The 5,513-nt window shown below is 36.8% G+C and carries 6 protein-coding genes and 1 pseudogene; 3 read left to right on the top strand and 4 right to left on the bottom strand.

The window, feature by feature from the left end:
• Positions 1-913: nucleoside recognition domain-containing protein (locus tag ACWQ4X_RS19375; RefSeq protein ID WP_457904644.1), on the top strand; the 913-nt coding region annotated here is incomplete at its 5' end.
• Positions 914-1,035: 122 nt separating this feature from the next.
• Here ACWQ4X_RS19375 and ACWQ4X_RS19370 read toward each other — a convergent pair.
• From ACWQ4X_RS19370 to ACWQ4X_RS19360, 3 genes are all read right to left on the bottom strand, one after another.
• Entirely contained in the window at positions 1,036-1,992 is a 957-nt protein-coding gene (locus tag ACWQ4X_RS19370) for an arsenic resistance protein (protein WP_004665958.1), read from the bottom strand.
• A 10-nt stretch (positions 1,993-2,002) separates the two neighbouring features.
• Positions 2,003-2,569 carry a recombinase family protein gene (locus ACWQ4X_RS19365; protein ID WP_004758168.1) on the bottom strand — a complete coding sequence of 189 codons (567 nt, stop codon included), beginning with the start codon at positions 2,567-2,569 and terminating at the stop codon, positions 2,003-2,005.
• A gap of 410 nt (positions 2,570-2,979) precedes the next feature.
• Positions 2,980-3,282, bottom strand: a complete 303-nt coding sequence (locus ACWQ4X_RS19360; RefSeq protein ID WP_077165843.1) for a hypothetical protein — start codon at positions 3,280-3,282, stop codon at positions 2,980-2,982.
• A gap of 362 nt (positions 3,283-3,644) precedes the next feature.
• Here ACWQ4X_RS19360 and ACWQ4X_RS19355 point away from each other — a divergent pair, with 362 nt between their 5' ends.
• Both ACWQ4X_RS19355 and ACWQ4X_RS19350 read left to right on the top strand, forming a co-directional pair.
• Positions 3,645-3,905: a helix-turn-helix domain-containing protein gene (locus ACWQ4X_RS19355; RefSeq protein WP_457904643.1), complete on the top strand. Its 261-nt coding sequence runs from the start codon at positions 3,645-3,647 to the stop codon at positions 3,903-3,905.
• Positions 3,902-5,125 (top strand): type II toxin-antitoxin system HipA family toxin, encoded by a 1,224-nt coding sequence (locus ACWQ4X_RS19350; protein ID WP_457904642.1) that lies wholly within the window; start codon positions 3,902-3,904, stop codon positions 5,123-5,125. Before ACWQ4X_RS19355 ends, ACWQ4X_RS19350 begins: the two co-directional genes overlap by 4 nt.
• Positions 5,126-5,440: 315 nt before the next feature.
• On the opposite strand, the pseudogene ACWQ4X_RS19345 reads toward ACWQ4X_RS19350, so the two are convergent.
• Positions 5,441-5,513: pseudogene (locus tag ACWQ4X_RS19345) on the bottom strand (helix-turn-helix domain-containing protein); the annotation flags it as partial.

The raw sequence follows: 5,513 nt of genomic DNA, 5'->3' as shown, positions 1-5,513 counted from the left end.
TTTAGATAAATTAATGTCTAAAGCCGGGCTTAGCGGCCGTTCATTTATTCCTCTGCTATCCAGTTTTGCTTGTGCGATTCCCGGAATTATGGCAACCAGAAGTATCAGCTCTGAACGGGACCGATTAGCAACAATTATGATTGCACCCTTGATGACCTGTTCAGCAAGATTGCCAGTATATGCTTTATTGATCGCGGCATTTATTCCGAACCAATTAATCTACGGCTGGTTAAGTCTGCAAGGATTAGTCCTTTTTGGTCTTTATATGTCGGGAATAGTCTCAGCGTTATTAGTTTCAGTGTTTCTGAAATTGGTTCGAAAAGATAAAACTGAAAGTATTTTTATTTTTGAACTTCCCACATACCGAATTCCAGATATTAGAAATATTGCATTAGGCTTATATGATAGGGCAACTATTTTCTTAAAACTAGTTGGTGGCATTATCGTCGCACTGTCTATCTTGTTATGGGTGCTAGTCACGTTCCCTCAACCACCAGATAATGCAAGCATGCCGGCCATTAACTATAGTTTAGCTGGTCAGTTAGGACATTTAATTCATCCTATATTTGCGCCTATTGGGTTTACATGGGAAATATGTATTGCACTCATTCCTGCTATGGCAGCAAGGGAAGTTGTAATTGCTGCTCTTGGGGTGATTTATGCGATGTCAGGTGATGAAGATACAGTAACTCAAAGTCTGTTAAGTCAAATTTCAGGCCCGGATGGATGGGGGTTAGCCACAGGTTTATCATTATTGGTATGGTTTATTTTTGCTCCCCATTGTCTTGCTACGTTAGCAACAATTAGACGAGAAACTGGCAGCTGGAAACAGCCCATCATTATGGCAACTTATTTGTTTGCATTAGCCTACATCTTTTCATTCATCACATATCAAGTTGCGAGTAAGTTTTAATTAGCAAATGAATAAAAGAGGGGGGGAGCTAGCTCCCCCCCCCTTTATTAAATTACTCGATGTAAGCGTGGGCTTCTGAATACTTTTATCTAACTATAACAACTACTTAAATGTTTAAATCTCTAGGTTTTGAATAGTCGAGGTATCAGACGAATATAAATTGGTAAAAAGCATAGTTCAACGATAGTCTGAGTCAAGATTACAGCAGGAATTATGGGCATACTTCCCGGAATTGCAAAAGCTAATGGAAGAATAACAAATGAATTTCTATATGATGCTGAAAAGGACACAGCACTAGCAGAGCCAGATTCTAATCGAAAAATACGAGCAATTATCCAACCCACGAATGGAGCAATAATGGCAAAAGAAATATAAATTGGTAAAGCTTGAAGAGCTGCACTTTTTGCAAGCCCAATTTGAGGCATAACTGATGCTAGGACGATAAACAAAACTAGGGCTGTGGCAGGTACAGGAAATAAGTTTAGGCTTTCAGCCACTTTTTCTGCTTGTTCATTTCTATTCCCAATGAACTGAACTATAGCTGCCATTGCTAAGGGTGCAACAATGAACCATACAAACGCATGGACAAAAGGACCAATTTCAACAAGCTGAGCTACCTCTTCTCCGAGGAGTACACCAAGATAAATTGGTAATAAGATCATTTGGATAAGCAATAATACAGGTGTCATCGCAAGTAATAATCTTGCATTACCTTTCCCAACATGGGTGAAAGTAATCACATAATCAATACACGGTGCTAGTAGAACAAAAAGTACAGCTAAACGAATAAGTGGGTTTTCAGGTAAAAATTGTATTAGACCTGCCGTAATTAAAGGTAAGGCAATAAAGTTAGTAATAAGTAATGCAGAAATAAAACGTAAATTTTTTAATGCCTTGCCAATTTCTGCAATAGGTACTTGTAAAAAAGTAGCAAATAACATTAATGCCAGTGCAGGGTTAATCAAACTTTCTAAAATCGTCGCTCCACTGATGGTTAATCCAAAAATAACTCCGATAAAGATGGTACAGAAGTAGATTTTGACTTGATTATCTTCAAGAAAATTTCGAATATTTTCCATTTTAATTGAGTTACTCACTTGCTTTTAAATAGCGGTATACCGCCTGGCGACTAATTCCAAATGCCTGGCCTAATGCCATTTTTGAAGGGTACTTTCCTTCCTTCCATTCTTGTCTTAAAGCTTCAGCCTGTTCAGGTTTCAATTTATGTACACGCCCTTTGTACTTTCCTTGAGCAGAGGCCAGTTTTATTCCTTCTTTTTGACGCTCTAAAATGATCTCACGTTCGAACTGTGCAAAAGCGCCCATCAATTGCAGCATCAAATTATCCATCGGGGTAGATTGAGCAGTGAAAGTAATATTTTCTTTTACGAACTGGATGGCAATTCCTCGTTTGACCAGTTTATCTACTTCAGTGACTAAATCTTTTAAGCTTCGAGCAAAACGATCCATGGAATGTACAATCACCCTGTCCCCTTCCCGGACATAGTTCAACATTTCCTGAAATTTCGGTCGGTCGGTATTTTTACCCGAAGCTCGGTCAACAAAAATCCGGTCGATTTCAATTCCCTCAAGTTGACGTCCTGTATTTTGCTCGACTGAACTCACCCGGACATAACCTACTTTTTGACCTTTCACTCTTTCACTCCCCAATTGGATAAAAATGAACAATTTCGTAAATTATAAATCTTTAATATCAAAGTTACATGTTATATATGATTAAAAATCATTTAAATGATACATAAAATCCGGGACATTCTGAGTGTTGCTTTAGGGTATGCTAGGCATTGTTTCACAAACCTGAATATCATCGCCAAGAGAATTGAGTGTGACATGTTAATTTTTGAGGAAGGAACTGTATGGATCCGCAGGTATTTAAAGACTTAATTGCTTCGATTAAAGAGGCGGGTGCAATCCGACGTAAAAAGGTTAAAGCTAGTCGAATTAATCAACTTGATTGGTCTGAGATTAAAAAATCATGCGTAAAAATAAAGAATCATAAAACTCTAAACGATAAGTGAAAAATGGGAGCTAAATGCCCCCATTTTTCATTCCATATGTTCTTTATAGTACTGATTTTTTCGCTTGGAATTATGCTTCCAACTCTTCGCCCATTTATAGACATAGCTTGGAAAATCATCCCAGACATACGGAAGACCCTTACCACGCGCAACACGGATATTTAGCGGATAATCTTTATATTCAATACAATGCATGAAATAAAAACTTCGCTCCTGTTGTGTACTAAACTTTTTGAAATACACACTTCTCATGCTGGGATATTGTTTCGAAAAATAATCATGAGGGCGTATTTTGACAGATTGTAGATACTGGTATTTCAGTTTTTTCATTGTTCCTCCTAGGTGACATTACCTAGAAGGGATCCTCTGCGAAATAGTACATTGTCTTTAGTCCTATCAGATTAAAAATGATTTTCTACAGCATAACGTAAAATTGTATTCAGACCTATCTAATTGCCTTGTCCTCATGCTGTTAAACATGCAAGTAATCAACACCAAGTTGAATAAACACTTGTGTTACTCGACTGGAAGATCAAATTACCCATGACCAACTGCATTGCTCTAGTCGGTAACTTTAGGACTATCAGCCAAATCTAATCACTAATTTACGATTTAAATTAGCTATATAGCTAATTTTATAATTTTTATTTAATATATTAACCATATAGCTAATATATTATGGTCAAATTGCTATGGCGAGTAGAGTAGAAATTGGTAAAAAAGTTCGTATAGAACGAAAAAACCTTGGCTATACACAGCAAAAACTATCCGAATTGATTCGAATCAATAAAACTACAATATCAGAGATCGAAAATGGCCGATTTACAGGTTCTTTTGACATCTTTGAACGTGTACTTGATGCGGTTGGTTTGCAGTTTAATGTATCTCCAAAGCAACATTCACTGCCTCATTGGGATGAGATTGAAAATATGTTTTCTGAGGACGACAAGTGAAATATCAAACCAATATTCCTGCCAAAATCAGCAATATCACGGTGTGTGCCAATCAAGCTGAATTAGGCGTATTGACCTATGGTTCAGTTCACTATTATCAGCCATTACAAGAAAAACAGCATGTGTCACTCACCATGACTCAACGAGGCATGGATGGTTATTCTTCCAGTGCATTACATCCAATCTTTGCCCAGAACTTACCAGAAGGCTTTAATCGACGGTTGATTACTGAAAGGCTTGCCAGATATGCCAAAGTCAATAACATGTATTTCTTGGCACTACAAGGTGATCAAGGCATTGGAATGCTTTCTTATCAAAGTGAGTTAAATTTGCCCGAGATAGAATCTTTGAACTTAAGTGAAATTCTATCCTACCATAGTAAAGAGCCCCTTTTCCCACAACTCTTAGATAAATACTATCTCAGGACTTCATTGGCTGGGATGCAACCAAAAGTGAGCATTCCGAATGCGAATACTGTTCAAACAGATAGAACAGTTCAACAGAGGGATTTGATTGTAAAGTCCTTTGATTCTGAATTTCCATTACTCACAGTCAATGAGTATGTTTGTATGCAGGCTGCACAGCATTGTGGACTTGAGCCACCTAAGACTTACTTGTCTGAAAATTTAGAAACATATGTTGTAGAACGGTTTGATAAAACCAGTGATGGAACAAAATTAGGTTATGAAGACTTTACGACGCTCATGAAAAAGTCAAATGATCCATGTGCAAAATATACTGGTAGCTATGAAACACTGTTGAAAGCAACTTATCTATATACGGGTAGCGCAGCTGAAGTTGAAAAAATGTATAAATACATCGTATTCAACTGTCTAATCGGTAATGGCGACGCGCATCTTAAAAACTTTGCTTTGCAATATTCCTCAGATATGAAGAACATTTTTGTTTCACCACCTTTCGATATTACGCATACACTCATTTATAAATCAATTGATAATAAAATGGCACTCAAACTGGCTGGTAGTAAAACATTTCCAGATCTTTCGCATCTCATCAAACTGGCTGAAAGTGACCAATTTAGAATCAGAAATCCCAAAGCAATTATAGAATCCTTGGGCGAAAATATATTGGACTCTCTGCGAACCTCAAATGAGGTTCAGCTATTCGATGGATTGCGGACATCTATCGAACGTTCAATTTCAAATGTTATGGCGACAAGCCTTGGCACCCAAAATTATCGACATGATAAAAAGAAGTAATTTAAATGGTGAAATGAAAAATCATGTAAAAAGACTCAAAATCTTGCAATAAGTACAATCGCAACGTAAGATGAGAGTTGCAGTGAAGTCATTTTAAATTCCGTGTACGGCAATTTGCATTACATGGAACAAACCCACAATAGTTACCGCTATTGTGGGTCATTAGCCCCTCTTCTTAACTAAGTTATAAGAAAAATACCTCTATCATTCGATTGATTCCTTTATATAAATAGTAAAGTAAATATATGTTTTCGATGAAGTTTTATAAAATTCAGTATTATACCCGTATGGAAAACTTATCAAACGAAGTATTAATTAATCTTTTTCTTCAACTTCTTCCTTAAACTCAAACAAATCATTCATCGTACAGTTAAAGTACTTACACAAT

This window comes from Acinetobacter sp. NigerLNRRAM0016 (assembly GCF_054112845.1).
This window is presented reverse-complemented; position numbering and strand designations above follow the sequence as displayed.

Coding starts and splice junctions, on each gene's coding strand:
- ACWQ4X_RS19370 (WP_004665958.1), bottom strand. CDS start 1,992: ATGGAAAATATTCGAAATTTTCTTGAAGATAATCAAGTCAAAATCTAC.
- ACWQ4X_RS19360 (WP_077165843.1), bottom strand. CDS start 3,282: ATGAAAAAACTGAAATACCAGTATCTACAATCTGTCAAAATACGCCCT.
- ACWQ4X_RS19355 (WP_457904643.1), top strand. CDS start 3,645: ATGGCGAGTAGAGTAGAAATTGGTAAAAAAGTTCGTATAGAACGAAAA.